This window comes from Nitrospirota bacterium, from assembly GCA_040754395.1.
In the GTDB taxonomy this organism is placed as follows: Bacteria; Nitrospirota; Thermodesulfovibrionia; order Thermodesulfovibrionales; family SM23-35; genus JBFMCL01.
In genome coordinates this window covers 44,182-67,364 of sequence record JBFMCL010000010.1, presented here as the reverse complement: position 1 = coordinate 67,364, position 23,183 = coordinate 44,182, and the positions used below count along the sequence as shown (strand labels likewise).

Below are 23,183 nucleotides of genomic sequence, written 5' to 3'. Positions count from 1 at the left end.
CCTTCACTGAGAACCATAGGTGCATAAGCAATGCAGCCATATCCTAATCCCTGCAGCCGGCAGACCCGCACTTTATGAATGCCTCTGCGATGATAAGGTCCTCCGGTGTAGTGATCTTGATATTCTTATATGAACCCTTGACAACTCTCAGAATACCGCCGTTTCTTTCCACAAGGGCAGCGTCATCTGTTGAGTAAAACCCCTCTTTCCCTGCTCTCTCATAGGCCCGCATGACACTTTCGTACGGGAAGGCCTGAGGCGTCTGGATCGCCCAGAGGGAGCTCCGCCTCAGGGTCTTTGTGACTATTCCCTCTGCGGCTTCCTTAATGGTATCTTTTGCCGGTACCCCCGGGATCACGCCGTCACACGGTATATCGCCATCCTGCAGTGCCCCGAGGACCCGTTCGACAAGATTCCTGTCTATACACGGTCTGACTCCGTCATGGATGAGGATAACACTTTCCCTGTCTTCAATGAGCCTGAGGCCGCTGAACACAGAGTCCTGACGTTCCTTCCCTCCTGGTGCAATCCTTTGTATCTTCTGAAGACAGTACTCTTCGATCAGACCCCGCCCGAATTCCATCTCGTCGCGCTTGAAGACCGGTATGATCTCGTCGATCTGACTGACCGAAGCAAGCACATCCAGCGACCAGACAATGAGCGGTTTGCCATCGAGTTCCTGAAAGGGCTTGTTTGTTCCAGTACCGAACCTCCTGCCCAGTCCCGCGGCAGGGACAATCGCTATCACCTTTTTCTGTTTTTGCATAGATTCACTTTCCCGTCTTCGCGCGGTACTGTCCTCTACTTTGCGTTCTTTCCTTCATCCCTTTCATAATCTTCTCCGAGCTTCGAGAATATCATTCTCCCTGCGGTAGTTTGCAGGACACTGGTCACAATCACCTCAGAGTTCTTTCCGATAAGCCTCCGGCCGTTTTCCACCACAACCATCGTGCCGTCATCAAGATATGCAACTCCCTGATTGTATTCCTTTCCTTCCTTCAGAATAAAAACTTTCATGGATTCTCCGGGAAGCACCACCGGTTTCAGCGAATTCGCCAGTTCATTGATGTTCAGCACCGAAACCCCCTGCAGTTCGGCAACCTTGTTCAGGTTGAAATCATTGGTGATGACTTTTGCGTTCAAGACCTTTGCAAGGGCCACAAGTTTTGCATCAACCTCCTTTATCTTGGGAAAATCCTCGTCAACAATCCTTACAGTAATGCGGGACATTTTCTGGATCTTGTGGAGCACATCGAGTCCCCGCCTTCCCCTCGCTCGCTTCATGTGGTCAGGAGCATCAGCAATATGCTGCAACTCCTGAAGGATGAACTGCGGCAGGATAAAAACTCCTTCAAGAAACCCTGTCTCGCAGACGTCCGCGATGCGTCCATCTATTATTACGCTCGTATCAAGAATTTTCAGGTTTTCATCAATGCCCTGTCCCCTGAAAAACCTGAAAAGACTTGTAAAGGATATTGCCTTCCCCTTGCTCAGGCCAAGGAGCAGTCCTCCGTATCCGAACACGGCCATTAATCCGAATGATATGGCTTTTACCTCCTCGGAAAGAATCAGTCGCAAGGGAAGCATAATGAGGTAAGCAAATAAAAGACCTAAAGAAATACCTATCAACCCTCCTATAAAGGGACCCAGATCAATCTTATGTATTTTTAGCTCTGCAACTATCGCAATAAGACCTATGCCTCCTCCCATCAGGACACCATACACAGCAAGATCATACTCAGATCCGATAATGAATCCTGACAGTACAAAGAGCAGAAAAACCCCGGCTCTTGTGATGAGAAACATGTGTATCACCTCCTTTCAAAAAAAAGTAATGTGCCCGACGGGGCAGACCGTGTATTACGGAAAACAGGCGGAAGTGCCCGGGTTTGTTTGCATATTCGATCGCTATGCAGCTTTGAGGATGATATAGAACCGTTTGCCGGCTCTGTTGACAAAAAGGAGAACGGATTCATTCTGTTTTATGCTGGCGGCTATTCTGTTATATTCCTCCAGACTGCTGATCGCCTTTTTATTTATTTCTTTGATTATATCTCCTTTTTTAATCTCTGCATCCTCCGCAGGACTCCCCGGTTCTACCCTCACGACAACAACCCCTTTTTCATCTTTACTGAACCCGAGCTGCCTGACAATCTCTCTTGAGAGGTCCATGACCGTTAGACCGGCGAGCACTCTTGCTTCCTGTTCGGCCGGCAAACGGTCGGGTATCACCTCAGCGACGTCTTTTGGCAGTTCGACAATTATCACCTTCACCGTAAATTCCCGCCCATCCCGGAGCAGCTTCATGTGAATCTCGTTTCCGGCTTTGCTCTGGGCTACCAGATTCCTGAGACTGCTGACATCTTTCACTTCCCTGTCGTTGTACTCAAGAATGACGTCCCCCTGCATAATTCCTGCCCTGGATGCCGGGCTGTCCTTCACCACATCGCTTACGAGAGCCCCTTTCGATTTCTTCAACCCGAATTCCTGAGCGAGTTCAGGCGTAAGCTCCTGAATGGTAACTCCGATCCATCCCCTGACAACCTTTCCTTTCTGGATTAGCTGGTCCATCACGAGTCTCACCATATTGCAGGGAACCGCAAAACCGATTCCCTGATATCCGCCGGTCCTCGAAAATATTGCGGTATTAATCCCGATAAGCTCCCCTTTTATGTTCACGAGAGGCCCTCCGGAGTTTCCCGGATTTATCGCGGCATCCGTCTGGATGAAATCCTCGTAATCCGCAATTCCCACATTAGCCCGTCCGACTGCACTGATAATGCCCATCGTAACCGTATTGCTCAGGCCGTAAGGGCTGCCTATTGCAAGGACAAACTCCCCCACCTGCAGTCTTTCCGAATCACCCCATGTCAGCATGGGAAGATTGCTTGCGTCTATCTTTATTATGGCAATGTCTGTTTTGGTATCAGCACCCACGATACGGCCTCTGAATGTCCGCCTGTCGAGCAGGGTCACCTTAATTTCATCAGCCTTTTCCACAACATGATTATTGGTGATGATATATCCGTCCGCAGATACAACCACTCCTGATCCCAGACTCCGTTCCTTGAATCTTTTCGGCGCACCGAACTCATGAAAAGGGCTGAATAAATCAAAAAAGGGGTCGTCAAAGGGAGCAACATTTCTCTTTACGACTTTTGTGGTAGAGATATTCACTACCGATGGTGAGACAGCATTGACAATATCCGAAAATGCTCTTCCTGTCTCCATAATCTGGCGGGGGACGTTCGGCGCGACAGCATAGGGCGAATACCGGTACTTCCCGTTGATCTTGCCAAGAAAATAGAATGATATCCCTCCGAGCAGGAAACCAAGAAGGAGAATCGAGATACTGATCGCTATTTTTTTCTTCACGATAATTCATTATAATAATGATATTAAGCCGTTGTAAAGTAGCTGCCCTTGACCAAATAGCCTGTCTTGTGCTAATTTCCAAAGTCTGGCTAATCAATACAATTACCTGTAATAAAAAGTTTTCAGGAGGGTTTTGCATGTTAAAACGTTATCTTTTGGCACCCGGCCCAACACCCGTGCCTTCAGAGGTACTGCTCGCCATGGCAGCGCCGATCATCCACCACCGTTCCCCGGATTTCCTGCCTGTTCTCGATTCCGCGAAGAAAGGCCTCCAGTGGCTGTATCAGACGAAGAATGACGTGCTTATTTTAAGCTCTACCGGTACCGGCGGCATGGTTGGCGCCGTAAACAATTTCTTCAATAAGGAAGATAAGGTGCTTGTAATAAACGGCGGCAAGTTCGGGGAGAGATGGACAAAAATCTGCCAGTCCTACGGCCTCGATGTGGAAGAGATAACCGTTGAATGGGGGTATGCGATCAACCCCGAAGAAGTGGAAGAGAGACTGCAGAAGAACAGAAACATCAGGGGCGTGTTTGTGCAGGCATCAGAGACATCAACAGGCGTGTACCATGACATAGAAGCTCTGGCATCAGTGGTGAAAAAATACCCTGATACCCTCTTCATTGTAGACGCGATCAGCGCATTGGTCGCCCACGACCTTAAGACAGATGCGTGGGGTATTGACATCATGGTGGGCGGCTCGCAAAAGGGTGTAATGATGCCGCCGGGCATCGCTTTTGTCAGTGTCAGCGAAAAGGCATGGGCACGGGCAGAAACTTCGAAGATGCCAAAATTCTATTTTAATTTCAAAAAAGAACGGGAGAACCTTGCCAAGAACCAGACCAACTTTACCTCACCGGTAACCCTTATCATCGGATTGAACGAAAGCCTGAAAATGCTCCAGGCAGAAGGTCTAGAGAATGTCTTTAAGAGACATGAATTGCTTGCAAATGCAACCAGAAAGGCTGTTCTGGCTATCGGCCTGAAGCTGTATCCTAAAGAGTCGCCATCGAATGCGGTGACCGCGATCATGACCCCTGACGGAATTGACGGACAGGCAGTCTACAAAAACCTCCGTGAAAAATACGGGATTACTGCAGCAGGGGGACAGGACAGGGCGCGGGGCAAGATTTTCAGGATCGCTCATTTGGGGTATGCAGACAGATTCGACGTAATCACCGCAATTGCCGGTATTGAGATGGTACTGAAGGGGATGGGGCATCCGGTCACACTCGGCACAGGTGTTGCGGTTGCGCAAGAGTTATTAATGGTTTAGGGAGGATACATGAAGGTTCTCGTCAGTGATAACATCTCTCCAAAGGGAATTGAGATATTGAAAAACTCCGGTCTTGAGGTCGACGTAAAGGTAGGCATGAAGACCGAAGAGCTCAGGGCGTGTATCGGAGAATACCACGGTTTGGTGATAAGGTCAGCAACAAAGGTGAACGCTGATATTCTTGACGCTGCGACAAACCTGAAGGTCATAGGACGCGCAGGTTCAGGGCTTGACAATGTCGACAGGGTAGCGGCGACAAAGAAAGGTATCGTGGTGATGAATACCCCGGGAGGAAATACCATTACCACTGCAGAACATACGATTGCCCATATCGTATCGCTGGCCAGGCAGATACCACAGGCTACCATGTCCATGAAGAACGGTCAATGGGACAAGAAGAAATTCATGGGGGTGGAGCTCTTCAATAAAACGCTCGGAATCATCGGCATAGGCAATATCGGCGGTCAGGTTGCCAAGAGAATGCAGGCTTTCGCCATGAACATCATCGCGTATGACCCGTTCCTGAGCGAGGATAAGGCAAAGAGCATGGGCGTTGAAAAGGTCGATGTCGAGGAGGTATTCAGGCGCTCTGATTTTATTACCATCCACACTCCGCTGACTCCGGAAACGAAATACTTGATGAACAAGGATGCCTTCAGGATTATGAAGCAGGGAGTGAGAATAATCAACTGTGCGAGAGGCGGCATCATCAACGAAAAAGACCTCTATGATGCAATCGTGGAAGGAAAGGTTGCCGGAGCGGCCCTTGACGTCTTCGAAAAAGAGCCTCCGGACAACAACCCGCTCCTCACCCTTGACAATATCATCTGCACCCCCCATCTTGGCGCTTCAACAAAGGAAGCCCAGGAAAATGTGGCAATTGCGGTGGCAGAACAGATCGTGGATTACCTGATCAACGGAACAATAAGAAATGCGGTCAACTTTCCCTCAATTCCGGCAGACCAGATTCAGAAGTTACAGCCTTACATTAATCTGGCAGAAAAACTGGGCGGATTCGCAACACAGATATTCAAGGGCGGTGTGACTGAGATTACCATTGAATTCAAGGGCGAGGCGTCAAAGATCAATACCGCTCCTGTTACCATCGCCGCCATTAAGGGATTTCTCACACCCATTCTTGAAGAGACAGTGAACTTCGTCAATGCCCCCATAATAGCCAGGGAACGGGGAATAGAAGTAAAAGAGATGAAGACCTCCGATGAAGGGGACTATCAGAGCATGGTCGCGCTCAGGCTGAAGGCAAAAGAAAAGGAAAGTTATGTTGCCGGCACGCTGATCAGCAAAAAGGACCCGCGCATTGTATTTATTGACAAGTTCAAGGTAGAGATTGTGCCTGAAGGTGAACTGCTTTTCATGTACAACAACGACAGGCCCGGGGTGATAGGAAATATCGGGACTCTCCTGGGCAAAAACAAGATTAACATCGCCAGGATGCATTTCGGCAGGGAAACTCCCGGCGGGATGGCTATCTCTGTGGTCAGCATAGATACACATGCATCACCAAAGGTCATAAATGAAATCAAAAAGCTTCCTAATATCCTGTCAATCAAACAGATACGTCTGTAAAATCGAGGGATTACCATGCCTAATGTAATTGTAGTGGGTTTACAGTGGGGTGACGAAGGTAAGGGAAAAATCGTCGACGTCCTCTCAGAAAAAGCAGATATTGTTGCACGATATCAGGGAGGCCACAATGCCGGACATACCGTTGTCATCAACCAGGAGAAATTCATTCTCCACCTTATCCCATCAGGGATACTGAACGAGAACAAGACCTGTCTCATAGGGAACGGCGTGGTGGTTGACCCCGCAGCCCTGCTGAAGGAAATCAGCGGCCTCAGGGAGAGAGGGATTCAGGTAGGGAAAAACCTGCTTCTGAGTAAGAATGCCCATCTTATCATGCCCTACCACACGGTTCTTGACAGGGAAAATGAAAGGCTCCGGGGAGCAAAGAGTATCGGCACTACGGGAAGGGGTATCGGGCCTGCATATTGTGATAAAGTCAGCAGGGGGGGGATAAGAGTAGCAGACCTCCTGCAGCCTGACCTTTTCAGGGAAAAACTCAGCGCAAACCTCGTGCATGTCAATTTCCTGATCGAACACCTTTACAAAGCCCCTCCCCTGGATGCCGAGCGTATTTTTCAGGAATACATGGGCTATGCGGAGAAGCTTTCTGAGCATATCGCCGACACTGATATTCTCATCAACGAGCTGATTGCCCGGAAGAAGAACGTGCTGTTTGAAGGTGCGCAGGGCACTCTTCTCGACATAGACCACGGGACATATCCCTATGTAACCTCCTCCAACGCCATCGCTGGAGGCGCATGTATTGGCCTCGGTGTCGGGCCGACAAAGATAACAAGGGTTCTTGGTGTGGTAAAAGCGTATACGACAAGGGTTGGCAGCGGTCCGTTCCCGACGGAGATCAGGGACGCTCTCGGAGAGCACCTCAGGGAAAAGGGCGGGGAATACGGTGCGACAACCGGGAGACCGAGGAGATGCGGATGGCTTGACATGATCGTCCTCAGGCATTCCGCCCGAATCAACGGGGTCACAGGAATCGCCATCACCAAACTCGATATCCTCGATGGCCTGGAAACCATACGAATCTGCACCGCATATAAACATAACGGCAAAACATATACAGAATTCCCGAAGGAGCTGAATATCCTCGAGGAGGCCGAGCCCGTCTATGAGGAGACAGATGGCTGGAGCGAGAGCACCCTCGGCATCCGGGACTTCAAAAAGCTCCCGAAGGCCGCAAAAACCTATATACGGAAGATCGAAACAATGCTTGGCGTGAAGGTGCATTTAATCTCCACTGGCCAGAGGCGACACGAGCTTATTCTGCTCAGGCAGCAGTTCTGATGGAGCGCCAAAGAGGGTATCAACGACACCCGAGACGCCTTAAAAGGCTTGAAGCAGTGTTCACTTCAGGGGATTTAACCTACAGGGGGATTCTCAGCGATATATCCTCAAACGGCATCTTCATCAGGACCAACCGGGGTTTCACCCCCGGAACAATCGTCAGCATCCAGCTGATTCTGCCAAACAATCAGTTGTCATCTCTGAAGGGGATTGTCCGGAGGTCCACAAAAACTCCCCTTGCAGCCCAGAAGAACGGGATGGGCATTGAACTGCTTGAAAAAGACAAGACATTCATCGATTTCGTGGCTTCAGTATTTGAAGCCCGCGAGTAGAGTAGAAACGTCAGTCTGTGTCTGCGCGTTGCCTGGATTTTCGTTCCGCACAATCCGTAGCACGTTTGCCCGATTCCGAATTACCCCATGCCACGCTTAGCTGACCGCCTGTGCGGTCTGATGTCCGGTTTCCTGAATGTTCTCTATCCTGCCTTGTGTCCTTCCTGCGGAAACCCTGCTGATACCTTCAGGCATTCCCCTATCTGCAGCCTATGCTGGTCGCAGATACAGAGGTTTCCGGGCCCTGCTTGCGCGGTTTGCGCAATGCCGTTTTCCTCCGCACACGCTCGAATATGCGGACAGTGCATGAAAACCCCTCCGCCTTTCTCAAAAGTCATCGCCTTTGGTCCTTACGAGGGCGCGCTTTCAGATGCGATCAATCATTTCAAGTTTCAGGGCATCAGGAGACTTTCGAAACCGCTCGGGGAATTGCTCGCACAGTGCGCCCTGCCGGTTACCGACGGTATAATTCCGGTCCCGTTGACCAAGCGAAGCCTGAGAACGCGTGGATTTAACCAGGCCCTGCTGCTTTCCAGGGTCGTCGCAAGGAAGCACCGCGTTCCCCTGCTCTGGGACCATCTGGTGAAGATACGGGAGACGCCTCCCCAAATAGGTCTGTCGGCACAAGAGAGGCTACGGAATGTGAAAAATGTATTTGAGGTACAGGGTGATATGAACAGCATGCGTCTGTTGCTCGTTGACGATGTGATGACCACCGGTGCAACCGTGACGGAATGTGCACGAGTATTGTTGCAGGCCGGAGCGAAAGATGTGACTGTTTTGACCCTTGCGCGGGCAGGGGGGACATAAACGATGGTCTGGCATGAAATAACCGTACACCTGCCGCTGACGCTCCTGGAATCCACCTATAATTTTCTGTGGCCCTATGTGAACGGAATCACGGTGAAAAAGCTGCCGAGCGGCTTTTTGATGAAAACCTATCTGCGTTCCCCTGCTCCTGACAGGCTGGTGAAAAAGCTGCACAGTTTTCTGAAGATACAGGCGAAAAGCAGATCGTCCTGCAGCCGCGGCAGCACACAGGGACAGGGTACTCCCTCTGCCGCAGATGCAAAGTCCCTATCTCCCTCAGTAACGCGGAGAGATGCTCTCCAGTCAGAAGAATTCATTATTGTGCCAATTCCCACTTCTGACATACCCCCTTTCGGTATTCCCATTTTCCTCCGGAGAGGAAGGGCTTTCGGTATCGGCAGCCACCCATGTACTATTTACTGTCTGGACGCCCTGATACATATCTTCAGGAATCCTGATATGCTTCCCTCGGAAACGAAGTTCCTCGATGCGGGAACCGGCACCGGCATTCTGTCTATCGCCGCAGTCAAACTGGGGGCTGAAGATATTACCTGCGCCGAGATCAGCCTTGAATCGCTCAATGAGGCGCGGGACAACATGTCCCTTAACGGGATCACCCGCGGCATTGTGATTCGCCACTGTTCGGTTACCGAGATACAGGAACAGTTTGATATCATTCTTGCCAATCTGTACGGGTTTCTTCTTGCGGAAATCGCTCCTTCCCTTGTCCGTCTTCTTGCTCCTGCCGGACAGCTCGTGCTGGGCGGCATGGCAGTCCCTCACGATGATGAGGTCACCGCCATATACCAGCATTATGGCCTCAAAGAACAGGTCCGTTATCGTGATGAGGAATGGGGTACGGCTGTTTTGCACAAAGTCTGACACATGTCATCCGTATAATTTTCTCAGATATGCTCCGCGTTCCTGAACAATCAGGGCGTGAAATTCCATAGACGGTATGATGATTTTTGAAAAGAACTTCTGATAGAATATTTGTTCAGGCAACATTCATCTGACATCGCATGATATTCAAGAGATACAATGATTGATCTTCATACACACAGTTTCTTCAGTGACGGGGAGCTCGTCCCTTCGGAGCTGATCAGAAGGGCCGAGGCAATCGGGTATGAAGCGATTGCAATTACCGACCATGTGGATGCGTCGAATATCGACCTTGTCGTGCCGAGAATAGTAACTGCAATAAAGAAAATCAGAAGTTTTCTTTCCATTGAGGCGATTCCGGGCGCCGAGATAACCCATGCACCGCCGCAGACTATCCCGGATCTGGTGAAGGAAGCCCGGCAGTTGGGCGCAAAAGTAATCGTTGTGCACGGAGAAACCCTGGTTGAACCTGTCGCTCCGGGCACCAACAGGGCAGCGATTGAGGCCAATGCCGATATCCTTGCGCATCCCGGAATCATCTCCGAAGAGGATCTGCTGTTTGCCAAGGAAAAAGGCGTTACCCTTGAAATTACCGCTCGGAAAGGCCACTCCCTGTCCAACGGATACGTCGCTCAGGAGGCGATACGCTTCGGGGTTCCGCTCTGCCTGAACACAGACGCCCACAGCCCTTCTGACCTCATCACCAGAGATTTTGCAGTCAGGATACTCCTGGCTGCCGGCATAGAAGAAAACCGCATTGATGCTGTGTTTGAAAATTCAAAGGCCATTGTGGAAAAAATTCGGAGGAGGGATTGATGCCAAAGGCGATCAAGAAAAAATCACTTAAAAAGACAGAAGATACAGAGGCAGAGGTACAGGAAACACTTTCGAGCCTTAAGGATACCCTGCAGCAGCGCCAGAAAACCGCGTTGACATACGCGGGTATTGTGCTCGCGGTGCTCATCGGAATCGGCGGGTTCATGATTTATTCCTCTTCATCAGAGAAAAAGGCAAAGGCGCTGGAGTATCAGGCGCACAAGATTTTTTACCGCAGTTCCCAGGCACAGCCGGCAAACAAAGAAGACCAGTTTGGAAAATCACTGGAACTGTTCAGACAGGCATATGATGCCAAAAAATCACCCTATTCCCTCTTCTATATCGCAGCCTGCTCGTACGAGCTCGGCAAATATGATGATGCGCTGACAACCCTGAAGGAGTTCACACAGAAATACCCGGATGAAGAAAAATATCTTCCGCTTGTATATCAGAAGATGGCGATGACGTATGTCAAAAAAGGAGATGTCGGGGAGGCAAAGAAAACTCTGGATGCCCTGTACCGCCTTAAGGGAGGCTTTTTCAGGGATCTCGCATTAATCGAACACGGGCGGCTTCTTGAAAAAGAAGGCAACGCCGAGGAAGCAAAAAAGAAATATCAGGAACTTGCTGAGAAATTTCCGGATTCGCCATTCCATGACGAGGCAAAAGCGAAACTCCCCGGGAAAAAGGAAGGTTAAATCTTTCTGGACTTGCTCTTGTGCTCTTTTTTGTCTGTCTTATAAGAAATCTTCTTGACTTTGCCCTTCCCTGATTTCTTATTCTTTGCGACAGCCTTTTTCTGTTTATGGGAGGCTTTTCTTATTATCTTCCGGTCCTCCTTGTCCGGCACAAACTTGCCTTTCGGAGGAAGATAGATTTTTGTTCCTTCCTTAAGGGGCATGATCTTTTCCATGTCATTCAGGTCAAGGATAACCTGCACCGGAATGCCGGTCTTCCCCGAGATCTTATCAAAAGTATCCCCTTTCCGGACGGTGTATATATCAACGGTAAATCTCTGGTCTCCAGGCAGCTGCGAGAGGTTCGCAAGGAAGATATCCTGGCTGCCTTCCGGTATCCTCAGGGTATACTGCGGAATGTCAGGAGGCGTGCACCACCGCTTCAGCTCAGGGTTCAGCTCCTTTATCACCTCCACAGAAACCTCTGCACATTCAGCGATTACCTCAAGGTCAACCGGCGACTCCAGTATCACGGTATCGTAATTCAGGGGCGGATGGAATTCAAAGTTTTCAAAGCCGTAATTTTCCGGGCTGTAACCTATCAGGCTTGCAGCAATGAATCTCGGCACATAATCCTTGGTTTCGTTCTTGATATAGCGTGTGCTCAGCAGAGACCAGTAATTGTCCGAATTGCTCTTGTTCAGCGCCTTCATGATCTTGCCTTCGCCGGCATTGTATGCCGCCATCGCAAGATTCCAGGACCCGAACATCTCGTAAAGGTCTTTAAGATAATTCGCTGCCGCAGTCGTTGACTTCACCGGATCCCTTCTCTCATCCTTCCACCAGTCTATCTGCAGCCCGTATCTTTTTGCCGTTGAGGCAATAAACTGCCAGTATCCTGCAGCTTTTGCCGGAGAATAGGCATGCGGGTTGAATCCGCTCTCGATAAGGGGAATAAATGCCATCTCTTCAGGGACATTGTTGTTTTTCAGAATCTCCTTCATCATGTCGAGATATCTGCCTGACCTGCTGAGCCAGATCGAGAAACGCTCCCGTATTTTATCGGAAAACAGGTTCAGGTTTTTCTGCACAGCCTGCAGGGCAACCTCATTCGAACTGAAATCTGATATGACATGGGGCCCGTTCCGGGGATTTTCTTCAGGAATCACAGAAATAACCGTCCGGTCTGCCAGAGAATCCTGTTTATTCTCTGATGCATAAAGTGGAGAAAGGAATAAAAAAATGATACAGTGCAGGCTGACTATCAGTCTCATCATACCAGCACCTTTTTTAGCCCAAAACAGATCGTTTTGTCAACAAAAAAAGTATCGGTGGTCATTTCCATCCGTTTTTCACCCGTTTTTGCATGCGCATCATGCCTAGCACACTAGAGCACATTGCATGCCAGCGAAACACTTTCCTCAACTACGGGATTTTTCAGAAAATATCTTCCTGCAGGGTATGGCGGCACCGCAATGAATGACAAATTTTGTTGCTCCCGGGACAAATTTTTCATGCTGCGGAAAAAAAACGAGGGATAAAAGGAAAAATGGTGGGCAGTCGCAGAATCGAACTGCGGACACGAGGCTTTTCAGGCCTCTGCTCTACCGACTGAGCTAACTGCCCATGACTTTTAACTTTACACTTTTGCGTTTTCGACTGTCAAGCCAATACGGCGCGAACAGCTTCCCTTTTGCGAAGAGGATTGTCGGCATTTTCTGTGCAAAGTGCACAGTAATCAGCCAGCCGATGAAGGATCAGGTGTTCTGCTATCAAGCGCTTTACCAGTAAAAAAACATTGCCAAAATAAAGCAATTGCTATATTATTATGCCCTCATAGTGCTTCATAAGGCGGGAAAGGGCCGGTTATGCACGGATATTATTTAGCTCTCGCTACAATAAAGAGGCGCTGCAGAGGGAGGATACATGAAAAAAATTCTATCGGGATGCATATGGGAATCTTTCGTCCTTGTTTTGAGCTTTCTTGCCGCAATCGCATTGTCCGCTGTAACAGATGCTGCGGACTTCAGACATGTCTTGATCAGTACCGGCTCCATCAATAATGGTTTTCTCAACACCAAGCAGATTCTCAGGACTTCTTCCGGAAAGATTTATTACGTTATCGGAAACAGCGGCCACACCGCGGCGTCGAACGGATTGGTTGAAGTTCATACCTCATCTACAGGGGAGAATTGGATTCAGGTCGGTTCGCATAACGAATACTCCTCTGGTTTTGCTGCCGGCGTGGCCATTGACAGCCAAGACGTAGTACATATGATCACGTTTAACTGGAACAAGCAGCCATATTACAAGAAATTCCATACCGGTGACAGTCCGAGGGGAGATCATACCTGGGAAGGATTCGAACTGCTCGAAGGCCAGAAGACCGGCAACCGCAGCAGATGTGCTATCGCAGTTGACGCAAATGATGTCCCCCACATCGTATATCAGCTCTATGAAAGCTATAAAGGGAAAACGTATTCCACTCTTTATTATGCCAACAGAGTTGGCGGCGTCTGGAACAAGATCACCCTTTGCCCTAAGGAAGCCAGGGCACTAAAGTGTGACATCCTGGATATTGCCATTGGGCCTGATAATATTCCCTATATCCTCAGTGACAGCGGCCTGACAAGAGGAAACACAAATAAACCCTCCTACTTTCTGCCCGACAAATATTTTGGTCCATACGAAAAACCGAGTTCCTTTGTAATTCATCAAAATGGGGACGTAAGAATCGCGGTCATCTCTGATGAGAAGCATCACATCGATTATCTCCACGATCATACTCAGGCCTGGACCTCGGGCTGGACGAGGTATGATTCGGGTATTTCCAGCACTCACCCCTTACTGGTGCTTTCGGATGATGTACAGTATACGGTCGATTCTGCCAAAGACGGCAGTGTTACTGTTCGGAGAGCTTTTGATCAGCCCATTCCGGTTGCGATACCGGACACAGAAACCGGTCCTTTTCATTCCATTACCACAAAATGGAGCTTCTATAACAATCATTCGCCGGGAGGCATTATTGACATCGGATTGCAGTCATATCAGCCTTCAGGAGGTACCACAGGGAATTTTTACTGGTATACATCGTACCTCCTCAGGATAAAGAGTGCGTTTTCTGCATCTCCAACCGAAGGATTGAAACCTCTCACAGTCACTTTTCGTGACGATTCCTTCACCGCAAACGGAGGAGCTATTGCTTCATGGTCATGGGATTTCAACAGCGACGGGATTATCGATTCAACCCTGCAGAACCCGGTTTTCACGTATGCGAATTCCGGCAAGTATACGGTCCGTCTTACGGTAACAGATTTGCTCGGCAACTCCGATACAACAATTAAAAAAGATTATATAGAGGTAGCAACGGATAGCGATGAAGATGGGATCCTTGATTCAAAAGACAATTGTCCCTCTGCATATAATGCAAGCCAGGTTGATCTTGATAACGATGGGATAGGCGATATTTGTGACAGTCGTATCGACCTCATCAGCCAGGCAATCATCAGCACCGGTCTTAAGACTGCAACAAGCGCAGAGATAAACAGTGCAGATATTACGGCTATCGTAAAAGATGGTCTTCTTGATCAGACAAAGAGGATTCAAAAGGGGAAAAAGGGGCACGATGTTGTCAGCTTCCGTGCAAATATTAATGCTGCAGAAGTTGAATCTTTTCTCCTGAGTCTCTATGTAAACAGCTTGTATGGAGGTGTTCCGCAAACTGTAAGGATATACGCATATAATGCCGACGGGGTGACTGTGCAGACTTCCCAAACGCTCACCGTTACCCTTTACACAGGATGGAATGATATTGACGCTACTCCGCTTCTTCATTTGATGGACGGGTTCGGGTTTGTGAAGTTCCGGATAGTTGCCCCTCAAAACTGGGTTGATGTGTCCGAAGCATGGATCACTGCAGAATCGGCTGTGGGACTGGATGAGTGGGAAATTTCTGTTAATCTCCCGCATATGGATTTCGGTTCCATAGATACGGGCGGGTATGCATGGGCAGCGCTTACTGTATCAAATACAGGCAAAGGAGATCTGAAGATAGGGACAATATCAATTCAGGGGGAACATTTCCGGATCATCTCCGACGAATGTTCCGGCAGGACAATTTCTGATGCAACATCCTGTAACATCATAGTTGACTTTCTCCCGCAGAAAGAAGGCATGTTTGATGCTGCCCTCACAATCCCTTCCAATGACAGAGACGCTCCACGTTTGTCCGTAAGGCTGACCGGTACTGCCCTGCCACCTGTTGCCATTGCAGGAACGGTTACAGATGCACTCTCAGGATTGCCTCTCTCCGGCGTTTCAGTATCTGTAAGTGTTCCCCGTTCCATCAGCCCCAGCCCGGGAGATTACAAATACTCCGGGGGGAGCTTCAGTCCAGAACACTTGCCATCGGATAATAAGGATCTTCCCATACTGCTTAATCCATATACCAGAGATTACTCTAATGTTGTGGCATCTGACGATGAGATGAAAGGCACCATAGCAGGCAGTTGCAGTTGCGGTTCCTATGACAGCTGTTATACGATGAATCTCTTCAAGGTCAGAAATCCCCTGAATATATTTGATCACATAAAAGCCTCCTGGAATGGCGTCGCCGGATCGACCGCTGATGAGTCTTTCGGGCAAAGTTTTACTCCCGGCAGAAACGGCCTTCTGACAAAAGTCAGCTTGTTACTCAGCAGATGGCCCAATGCCAATCCACTTGGCTATTTATCTGTCAACGTAAAGTCGTCCGTGGCAAATGAGGCGGAGCATGTACTGGCAACGAGCGAGCCTGTTCCTGCAAGTACCGTAATGCCACTCGTTGATAGTAGTGCTTATTCCTGGATAGATTTTAATTTCCCCGATCCCGCAGCGCTTACAAGCGGGAAGACGTATTACCTGGAAATTTTCAAGCCATACAACGACAGTAATTTAGTAGTGGGCTCATCAGGGTTCGATCATTATACGGGAGGGAAGGGATATGTTCGTTATGCGGGAAGATGGCTAGAAAATTCTCCTTATCCATATGCTCCGGATCACTTTGATTTGGCCTTCAGGACATATATAGATAACAGGATTGACCAAACGCAAGAGCGCTATGCTGACAATTATCTCTATACCAACACGAACGGCGTGCGCGGGGAATCTGTCTACATGGATGTTTTCAACACCAAATCAGGTTTGTGGGAAAGACTGGACAGCAATAATGGGGGATACTATGATTTTTACCTAACTGCCCATGTACAGGAGAATCCTCATGAATACTACGATGAGAACGGGTTTGTCTCTTTCCGTATTTACAGCAGAGCAGAATCTGTATGTTATCTATATCTTACTACCGACGTATTTAAACTGAATTTTTTGGATTTTCAGCATGCTGTTTCGGATTCCCGCGGTGCATTCAATTTGCCGACCATTATTTCTGGAAATTATACGGCGGTTTTTGATATGCCCGGTTATGAGACAAAAACGTTAACCGGCACACTCATGTCCGGTCAAAAGCTGACTCTTGATGTACAATTAACCCCATTAGTAAGAACAGCTTTGACTGGCAACGTTACTGATTATTCAACAGGTCTTCCTTTATCTGAGGTTTTAGTAACAGTAACGGATTCCCTTAGTTCCCATTCAACCACGACGGATTTAAATGGAAACTTTATTGATATGAATATCTCTCCCGGTATTTTTACTGTCACATTCGAAAAATCAGGGTTTCTGCGACAGGAAGTGAGCGGAACCCTGACATTCGGTGAGACCCAAATGCTCAATATTTCCTTACCTCCACTCCCTCCTCTGGTGGTAACAATAGCCTCACCCCCTCACGGTGCGATAGTTGATTCCTCCTGGTTAACTGTTAGCGGTACCGTGTCCAGTAATGCGAATGTTTCAGTAAACGGGATACCAGTACCTGTATCGAACAATGCGTTTTCTGCGATAATCCCTCTGAAAGAAGGGGCAAATGCCATTACCGCGACAGCAGCAGATATATACGGCCAGACGGCAGCTCACAGTATCACCGTCACCCTGAGCGGACTGCTCGATGAGGAAGAGCTTTTTGCAAACCCCGCAGCATTGGATTTCGGCTCAGTAACAGTCGGTGCAGCGAGGACCCTCACACTTGCTCTGTCCAACATCGGCACTGCAAACCTTTCCATTAATCAAATTACCGCGTCTCCTCCGTTTATGGTCACCGATTATAATGCGTGCTCCTGGCAGATTCTTGCGCCTTCGACATCATGTTCTGTAAGGATAAAATTTGTGCCAACTGTTGAGGGATATTTTTCAGGTACTTTGCAAATACATTCAGGTGATGCAGACCGTCCAATAGTTACGATACGCCTGACCGGAACAGCAGATTTGTACCTGAGCGGGTATCTCTTGCCTGACACAGGTCAAACAGATTGTTTTGACAGCTCAGGGAATATCACAGAGTGTTCACCTGCCCTTGGACAGGACGGAGGTTATACGATCAACCCGCTTTCCTATGCCGAGGACAGCCCTGTGTCGGTTACCGACAGGAATACCGGTCTCACTTGGCAGAGAGAGGATGACGGCATACCACGATCCTGGACAGCTGCGGCGAATTACTGTGAGAATCTTTTACTGGACAGTTATGATGACTGGAGACTTCCGACGTACTTCGAACTTCTGACCATAGTCGATTACGGCAGGAATAATCCCTCCATAGATCTTCTGGCATTCCCCGGTACCAAGCCGTCTTGCTACTGGTCATCTGCTACCGATTTGGACAGAGCAAAGGCTATCAGTTTTGACTATGGTACGAGTGCTATTCTTGCTCAGTCATCTGTGAATAGTGTCCGGTGTGTTCGCGGTGCAGCTTTGCCGGATGGTTTTTTCTCCGATAATTTCAACGACACCTTAACGGATTGGGACACGGGATTTATGTGGACTGATGGGTATTTTTCTGCAAGAACCTGGAATCAGGCTCTTTATTGGTGCAATGTACTGGAGGTGGGCGGATATACCGACTGGAGATTGCCTGATATCAAGGAACTTTTATCGAAAAACTATACGGATTGTTACCTTGGCGATTGCGCTGCATGGTCGTCAACAACATTTCTCCAGCCGGATGCAGCAGGAGAATATACACAGGCGCTTGTCTACAACAATATAGATATTGTCCCCCTCGACAAATCGAATGCACATATTTTCCGGTGTGTCCGCGGAGGATGGGGAACCTTCAAAGGCATGGTGAATGGTACAGTTACCGATTCCATAACCGGACTTCCTGTATCCTCAGCAGAAGTCTCACTGACAGATGCTCTTGATATTACGCTGACAGCACGTACAGATGCAGATGGCAACTATTCAATAGCAGATGTGTCACCGGGAGAATTTACCGCAATGTTTTCCAAGACCGGGTATGCTTCTCAACGCATTTCAAATACTATTGCTTCAGGACAGGTTGTAGTAATGAATGCCTCCTTAGTCAAACAATTTGCCACGACTACAGTCGGGGATTATGGCAACATTACGGTTATCGAAATGACAGGAGACTACAGGGCAAAAAACCCTGATGGCTCTGTCAATGCCTTGCCAAGGCAGGAAATCGCAAAGGAATTTCTCAGGACACATCAGGATTCATATGACTTTCTTATACTCTTTTCGAATTTTGATTTCTCCATGCCGGATGCGGATGCAAAAGCATTTTATCTTGAGGTGAAAAATGACGTGCAAGGAATAGGAAAGCAGATTTTCGATAATTCGAAGCTTTTTGGAAGCAACAGCAGGCTTCAGGGAATGATTGATATGGGGAATATAGCCACTATTGCCGCAAACCCCGCTGACCCGAAGTTCGATGAAACTCTCTCTCTCCTTGCCCATGAACAGCTTCACAGATGGGGTGCGAAGGTAAAATTTAAAGATTCAGGCGGCGAGAACAGCACTGCCTTGCTTGGAAAAGAAGGCAGCCATTGGAGTTTCCTCCTTGATTCAGACGGATCTGTGATGTACGGCAATGACTGGAGGGACAACGGAGACGGCTCATTTTCCTCGGTTGCAGCAGCAACATACTACAGTCCGCTCGATCTTTATTTGATGGGAATGCTGGATAAATCAGATGTCCCACCGATGCTTCTGATCGGCAACCCTGGTATCGACCCTGCAAGAATGCCCGAGGTTGGAGCGGTGATTTCAGGTACCTCTCGATATATCACCATAGATGATATAATTGCCGCGGAAAGAGAAAGGATACCAGATGCATCAGTATCCCAAAAATCTTTCAGGACGGCTTTTATACTGATAACAAGGCCCGGGACATTCACCGGGAATGAACTGGCGGGGATAGAGAATATCAGGAATGCCTGGGCAGGGAGATTCGCAACACTGACCAACGGGAAAGGAAGCATTGAAGAGGTCGCGCCATCAATCAGCATATCCATAGCTTCTCCATCAGAAGGTGAAATGATCAGCAGACCCGAGGTAACAGTCAGAGGCACAATCATTAACAATACGGGAAAAGAGACAGGAGTGACAGTCAATGGAATGGTGGCAACCGTATATGGCAATCGGTTCATCGCCAACCATGTGCCGTTGACTGAAGGTTCAAATACTATAACGATCACGGCAATAGATACAGCAGGGAATACGGCAACAACCTCGATAATTGTGAATGCCGTTACTGCAGGTAATTATATAACAATGACATCCAACATAGAATCAGGAATTGCCCCGTTGGAAGTAGCATTAAGGATTGACGGGTCATTCAGTATTGACGAATCTAGTCTTAGTATAACCGGCCCTGTTCAGCCTGAGATCATATCCTCAAGTCCGGAGGAGTACACGGTTAAGATGATCAACGAAGGAATTTACTCCTTAACAGTAACTGCCATCGGCCCTGACGGATTATCCTATCAGGATACGATTGGAATTATAGTTCTCAACAGGACGCAAATGGATAGACTGCTGAAAGAGAAGTGGGAAGGGATGAGGGGGGCATTGGCAACTGGAAATATAAACGAAGCTGTAGTTAATTTTGATACAGATAGTCATTTGATTTACAAAGACCAATTTACAGCTTTGAGTCCGATACTTTCAGATATTGTAAATGAACTAAATACCGCCCAGGTTAATATGATTTCTACAGAAAATCGGATAGCGGAATACGAAATTGTAGTTTCGAGAGAAGGCACATCATTTTCAATTCAACTCAAATTTATCAAGTCCAATGATGGTTTATGGAAAATTTGGAATTTTTAACAAGGAGATAACATGAAAACCATTAGTCTTTTATTAATGATTGTATTACTCATAGCTGCCTCTATGACGACTACGGCATTTGCTGGAGGTCCATGGAAGGGGAAGATTATAGACATAGAAACTAAAGAACCGATTGAGGGTGCAGTTGTGCTTGCAATATGGCAGCGGGCGTATAGAACGCCAGCAGGTGACAATACCTATTTCTATAAAGCCAAAGAGGTCCTTACTGACAAAGAAGGCAGATATGAGATACCAGCCTATACACCGATTAATCTGTTGCCGATAATAAGTTACATAAGAGAACCAGAATTTTTTATTTTCAAACCCGGATATCTCAGTTTGTCGGGGAGGCATCTTGAAGAAAATGTTATAGATAATTCATCAGAGTTTAAGAGAAATAAAAAAATATATAGACTTGCGCCAGGCATTATAGAACTGCCAAAACTTAAGACGAGAGAGGAAAGGAAAATAAATTTATATAGTGTTCCTCCCTCGATACCAGACGACAAGATGCCGAAATTTATTCAGTTAATGAATGAAGAAGAAATTGATATAGGATTGCAACCAACACATATACGTAGGAGGGCAAGATGAGAAAAATTATTATTCTCATTGTCTTACTGGGTCTTTCTATGAAAGCTTATGCATTAGAAAAACCTACCCATGAAGCGCTGAATGAAAAAGTTGCGGCCTTGTCAGGCGTGAATGATTATTTAAGGCAGCAAGTAGGCTTTCCTAAAGGGCTGGGCACTAGTATCGACAACAAGAAAGTAATTGAATGGCTCAAACGGGGCGGAAAGAAAGAAGACGAGCCGATGTATACCCGTTCCTTTAATCATTTCCACAATCCCCTAAAATTGTGGGATAAGGCAGGGTTAAAAGGGACATCAAAATCTGCGGTGATATGGGCACAGGACCAAGGCAGTTTTGGAAGTCTGTTTGGAGGAAACTATTCCTGGGAGGCAGTTAGAGAGTATTATTACACAGCTCTCACAGGAAGAGATTTAAATCAAAATGTTGTTGCTCCTACTCAGGCCGAAAAAGAAAAATATTTTGGTAAAGCTTTCCAGGGAATAGGACAGTTGATGCACCTTGTTCAGGATATGAGTGTTCCTGCTCATACGAGGGATGATGCCCATGTGGTGGGGTATCATTATGAAATTGCAGTAGATAAATTAAGACTAGCAGATGATCAAAAATTTTTGTATGCACTTGATAATCCTTTATCCTTTGCCCCTTCAATCCTTACCCTTACACCAAATCCATTGGCCCCAATACCAATCGCAAAGATATTTGATACAGATCAATATAACGGTTCAAGCCCAAATGCAACAGCATCAAGTAGCATAGGGCTCTCCGAATATACAAATGCAAATTTCGTAAGTGAAGGGTTAATCAGTGCAAATTTTCAAGATTTTCCTTATCCAAGAATTCAGGACACGACAATAATTGGAAAATCTTTTGCAAGCCCCTCAGGCACCAACATAAGGCAATATTACACAAAAGATTGCTGTGGTGAGACAAATTCCGGCAAGGGATACTTGCTTGCCGTTGTGGATTATCTTGATTATTGGAGGCAAAAAAATCCCCTGCTCAGTGCAGGACTGCCCAGGATTCCTGTATTAGACGATAAAGTTTATAATGACTATGCAGCGTTACTCATTCCCCGAGCCGTAGGCTATTCCGCAGGCCTATTGAATTACTTCTTCAGAGGAAATATAGAGATAACCCTTCCGGATTCCGGAGTGTATGCAGAGACAGATACCCCGGCCACAGGGTTTACGGAAATAACGCTTCGTGCAAAAAATACCTCTGCCAATAGTGAGCAAATGACTGACGGTACAATCGAGCTTGTGATAGGGTATCGCCGTGCCATTGATGACCCCTTCCTGAACTACCCGGAGGAGTATCCCTTCCAAGCAGAGAATGAAATAACTTACATAGTAGTTCCGGAGAAAAACGGCATTCGTTCCATTCCCAGTGACGGGACAGTTGAGCTTACCTTTGATCTCAGTAAAAAGCCTGTTCCTCTCCGGGCGATAAACGTCTTTATCCGGCTTGTATACCACGGGCGGCTTGGCAATGAAGAAGGGGCGGTTGTAGTCGGGTTTAAGGACATAAGCGAGCCGACGCCAATGGATTTCTTTAACGATATGGATCAGATATGTTTGAACGGAACTATGTATCCAGCAGGGAGTGCTGCAGCCATTGACCAGGTAGATACTAATAACAACGGGGTACCTGCGTGGGATGTGTATCCCCATGATCTTGAAAACATCTATTGTAAGGTTTCACCTTTTGCTACACCTCAATATGCTTCAGCAGCAGATAATAATTTCGTCATTCCATATCTGAATGCCGGATATTTTGTAAGAGCATCATATATCCTTACTGATTACACCTTTTCGTATAATTCCCTTCAAACTTTACTCAAAACCTCGCAGGAAGACCCCTGGTATCATCTATCCTGGGGAACAGAAATGTATCCCGGCGTAGCAATAAAGAACCAGGTGGAGTATGAAGAAAACCCTGAAGTCTGTGCGCCCATGAGCGCACCTTGTCACATCTGGTGGTATCCGACATTTCTTGAATACAGGGGGGGTGATATCTGGTGGGGCGCGGGTATCATGTTCATTAATAAAACCTATCCCGAGGGCTCTGCGTGTGACTGTTATCAGGGAGTGTTAAGAAACTGCATGAGTGGCACTCAGTCATTCAAGGCATCGGACAGCACGGGCAAAACCGGCATAGCACAGCATGATTCTGCCGACGTTAATGCGACAGAGAGCAATGCACAGATACTGCCACTTACCCATAAACAAAGACGCTCATTGCCGGGAAATTGACGGCAATGGAAGAAAAAGAAAAACCTCCTTGGCTGAGTCAGGAATTTTACAGATTCATGC

15 protein-coding genes, 1 tRNA gene and 1 pseudogene are annotated in these 23,183 nt (G+C 47.6%); 12 read left to right on the top strand and 5 right to left on the bottom strand.

The genetic code is table 11. From position 1 onward, the window contains the following. Positions 1 to 43 precede the first annotated feature (43 nt). The 3 genes from ispD to AB1552_06885 form a co-directional block, all read right to left on the bottom strand. On the bottom strand, positions 44 to 766 hold the full coding sequence (gene ispD / locus AB1552_06895) for a 2-C-methyl-D-erythritol 4-phosphate cytidylyltransferase (protein MEW6053498.1): 723 nt from the start codon (positions 764 to 766) through the stop codon (positions 44 to 46). A 35-nt stretch (positions 767 to 801) separates the two neighbouring features. Beyond that, complete coding sequence (locus tag AB1552_06890; GenBank protein MEW6053497.1) at positions 802 to 1,806, bottom strand: PIN domain-containing protein; 1,005 nt, start codon at positions 1,804 to 1,806, stop codon at positions 802 to 804. A 102-nt stretch (positions 1,807 to 1,908) separates the two neighbouring features. After that, entirely contained in the window at positions 1,909 to 3,375 is a 1,467-nt protein-coding gene (locus AB1552_06885) for a DegQ family serine endoprotease (GenBank protein ID MEW6053496.1), read from the bottom strand. 137 nt (positions 3,376 to 3,512) lie between these two features. On the opposite strand from AB1552_06885, the gene AB1552_06880 reads away from it, so the two are divergent. The 9 genes and pseudogenes from AB1552_06880 to AB1552_06840 all read left to right on the top strand — a co-directional run bounded on the left by AB1552_06880 (position 3,513) and on the right by AB1552_06840 (position 11,079). After that, the gene (locus AB1552_06880; GenBank protein ID MEW6053495.1) at positions 3,513 to 4,652 is read left to right on the top strand and encodes an alanine--glyoxylate aminotransferase family protein; all 1,140 of its coding nucleotides are present in this window, start codon (positions 3,513 to 3,515) and stop codon (positions 4,650 to 4,652) included. 9 nt (positions 4,653 to 4,661) lie between these two features. Continuing rightward, entirely contained in the window at positions 4,662 to 6,239 is a 1,578-nt protein-coding gene (gene serA, locus AB1552_06875) for a phosphoglycerate dehydrogenase (protein ID MEW6053494.1), read from the top strand. Positions 6,240 to 6,254: 15 nt separating this feature from the next. Next, entirely contained in the window at positions 6,255 to 7,541 is a 1,287-nt protein-coding gene (locus tag AB1552_06870; GenBank protein ID MEW6053493.1) for an adenylosuccinate synthase, read from the top strand. Next, complete coding sequence (locus AB1552_06865) at positions 7,541 to 7,873, top strand: PilZ domain-containing protein (protein MEW6053492.1); 333 nt, start codon at positions 7,541 to 7,543, stop codon at positions 7,871 to 7,873. The genes AB1552_06870 and AB1552_06865 overlap by 1 nt, the downstream gene beginning before the upstream one ends. 153 nt (positions 7,874 to 8,026) lie before the next feature. Further along, positions 8,027 to 8,122: pseudogene (locus AB1552_06860) on the top strand (hypothetical protein). 57 nt (positions 8,123 to 8,179) lie between these two features. Continuing rightward, positions 8,180 to 8,683: a ComF family protein gene (locus tag AB1552_06855; GenBank protein ID MEW6053491.1), complete on the top strand. Its 504-nt coding sequence runs from the start codon at positions 8,180 to 8,182 to the stop codon at positions 8,681 to 8,683. 3 nt (positions 8,684 to 8,686) lie between these two features. Beyond that, positions 8,687 to 9,565, top strand: coding sequence for a 50S ribosomal protein L11 methyltransferase (locus tag AB1552_06850; GenBank protein ID MEW6053490.1), 879 nt, complete (start codon positions 8,687 to 8,689; stop codon positions 9,563 to 9,565). Positions 9,566 to 9,724: 159 nt separating this feature from the next. Beyond that, positions 9,725 to 10,381 (top strand): histidinol phosphate phosphatase domain-containing protein, encoded by a 657-nt coding sequence (locus AB1552_06845; GenBank protein ID MEW6053489.1) that lies wholly within the window; start codon positions 9,725 to 9,727, stop codon positions 10,379 to 10,381. Further along, the gene (locus AB1552_06840) at positions 10,381 to 11,079 is read left to right on the top strand and encodes a tetratricopeptide repeat protein (GenBank protein ID MEW6053488.1); all 699 of its coding nucleotides are present in this window, start codon (positions 10,381 to 10,383) and stop codon (positions 11,077 to 11,079) included. The genes AB1552_06845 and AB1552_06840 overlap by 1 nt, the downstream gene beginning before the upstream one ends. On the opposite strand, the gene AB1552_06835 is transcribed toward AB1552_06840, so the two are convergent. Both AB1552_06835 and AB1552_06830 read right to left on the bottom strand, forming a co-directional pair. Beyond that, positions 11,076 to 12,335 (bottom strand): transglycosylase SLT domain-containing protein, encoded by a 1,260-nt coding sequence (locus AB1552_06835; protein MEW6053487.1) that lies wholly within the window; start codon positions 12,333 to 12,335, stop codon positions 11,076 to 11,078. The two genes, AB1552_06840 and AB1552_06835, sit on opposite strands and share 4 nt — an antisense overlap. A gap of 273 nt (positions 12,336 to 12,608) precedes the next feature. Beyond that, positions 12,609 to 12,684: transfer RNA gene (locus tag AB1552_06830), tRNA-Phe, on the bottom strand. A gap of 300 nt (positions 12,685 to 12,984) precedes the next feature. Between AB1552_06830 and AB1552_06825 the strand changes: the two genes are divergently transcribed. The 3 genes from AB1552_06825 to AB1552_06815 are packed head-to-tail and all read left to right on the top strand — an operon-like array spanning position 12,985 to position 23,123. After that, complete coding sequence (locus tag AB1552_06825; protein MEW6053486.1) at positions 12,985 to 20,277, top strand: DUF1566 domain-containing protein; 7,293 nt, start codon at positions 12,985 to 12,987, stop codon at positions 20,275 to 20,277. Between the two features lie 12 nt (positions 20,278 to 20,289). Continuing rightward, the gene (locus AB1552_06820) at positions 20,290 to 20,871 is read left to right on the top strand and encodes a hypothetical protein (GenBank protein ID MEW6053485.1); all 582 of its coding nucleotides are present in this window, start codon (positions 20,290 to 20,292) and stop codon (positions 20,869 to 20,871) included. Further along, positions 20,868 to 23,123, top strand: coding sequence for a hypothetical protein (locus AB1552_06815; GenBank protein MEW6053484.1), 2,256 nt, complete (start codon positions 20,868 to 20,870; stop codon positions 23,121 to 23,123). Before AB1552_06820 ends, AB1552_06815 begins: the two co-directional genes overlap by 4 nt. Positions 23,124 to 23,183 lie beyond the last annotated feature (60 nt).